3 protein-coding genes are annotated in these 1,488 nt (G+C 30.3%); 2 read left to right on the top strand and 1 reads right to left on the bottom strand.

Annotated features, from left to right (window positions below):
- The coding region (locus tag Q0C22_RS00455; RefSeq protein ID WP_291490132.1) for a hypothetical protein at positions 1-182 on the top strand (182 nt) is incomplete at its 5' end.
- Positions 179-1,072, top strand: a complete 894-nt coding sequence (gene ftsY, locus Q0C22_RS00450) for a signal recognition particle-docking protein FtsY (RefSeq protein WP_291490131.1) — start codon at positions 179-181, stop codon at positions 1,070-1,072. The genes Q0C22_RS00455 and ftsY, both read left to right, overlap by 4 nt.
- On the opposite strand, the gene Q0C22_RS00445 is transcribed toward ftsY, so the two are convergent.
- Positions 1,049-1,488 (bottom strand): lipid II flippase MurJ (locus Q0C22_RS00445; RefSeq protein WP_291490130.1); only part of this gene is annotated, 440 nt, incomplete at its 5' end. The genes ftsY and Q0C22_RS00445 overlap by 24 nt on opposite strands.

The raw sequence follows: 1,488 nt of genomic DNA, 5'->3' as shown, positions 1-1,488 counted from the left end.
GTAAAAGTTTTTCGAAAGAAAATTTAAATCTTATTAAATCAATAAAAACACTTGTTATAGAATCAAATCATCTGGATAATTTTAAAGCTATGACTTTAGAGCGCAGTATTTTTTCTGATACCTGGATGTTTGGAAAAAGACAATCTATTATGGAAAAATTCATAAAATCGAGGAGAAAATGAGTATTTTTGATATATTTAAAAAGATAAAATCAGGATTTGCACAAGAAAATATAACACTTAAAGATAAACCTATAGATCAAAACTACTTGGATCAGTTAGAAGAATTACTTATTACCTCAGATTTTGGCGTTGAAATTACGCAGAAAATCATTGAAGAAATAAACAAAAATATTGGCGGATCTGTTAAAACTATTAGAGACGCAGAGTTTGTAATTAGAAATATTCTATTGAGTGTACTTGAAAGTGTCGAAAAACCTCTTTATATAAAGGGATCTCCATTTGTTATTATGGTTGTTGGCATAAATGGTTCTGGAAAAACAACAACTATCGGAAAACTTGGAAGTTTATACTTAGAACGTGGTAAGAGTGTTTTGCTTGTTGCAGCAGATACTTTCAGAGCTGCAGCAATTGAGCAGCTTGAAGAATGGGCCAAAAGGAGCTCTTGCGATATTTTAGCGCCATCTACAAAAACTGATCCAGCTGCTGTGGCGTACGATGGTGTTCATAAGGCGCTTGCAAAGAATTATGATATTGTATTAATTGATACGGCTGGTAGACTCCACACACAAAAACATCTTATGGAAGAAGTTAAAAAAATTAAGCGTTCTATTGGAAAATTAGGTAATTTTCCTCAAGAAATATTACTTGTGCTTGATTCAACAATTGGTCAAAATGCACTTGTACAAGCAAAAGAGTTCAATAATGCATTGAGTGTAAGTGGTATAGTTATAACCAAGCTGGATAGTACATCAAAAGGTGGTATTATTTTTGCAATAAGCCAGGAGCTTAAGATTCCAATAAGATACATAGGTATGGGTGAAAAGATAGAAGACTTAAGGGCATTTGTTGCAAGAGATTTTATTGAGTCACTGCTTAATCCTATAACTTAGCAACTCTTTTTTTATTATATAAAATCCTATTGGTCCATAAATTAAAGCAGATAATAGCAAACGAACCAGAGCGTTTATTATATATGTTTTGCTAAAATTTATGTTTTTTAGGCCAATTGATAAGAAAATAAGTACAAAAAAAATAACTAGACTTTCTTTTGGTATTTTATATACGATTTTACCAATTTTTCTATTAAAATAGTGTGTAAGTATTGCTAAATTAATAAAACCTACAATACTTAACGATAAAGCTAAACCCCAAAAACCAAACAAATAGGCACATACAACAGAGGTTATTAGTTTTACTAAAACTGAAATCATTGATGCTTTAAGTGGAGTTTTTACATCTTTTATAGCATAAAATGCGTTATTTACTATTCTTAATTGTGAAAAAAACAAAAAACCTGACATAAACA

The sequence above is a fragment of the Desulfurella sp. genome, assembly GCF_023256235.1.
GTDB lineage: Bacteria > Campylobacterota_A > Desulfurellia > Desulfurellales > Desulfurellaceae > Desulfurella.
Note: the sequence above shows the minus strand (reverse complement) of the source record. Positions and strands in the feature narration are given on the sequence as shown.

Excerpts from the sequence above, each read along its gene's own strand:
- ftsY (WP_291490131.1), top strand. The coding sequence starts at position 179 with ATGAGTATTTTTGATATATTTAAAAAGATAAAATCAGGATTTGCACAA.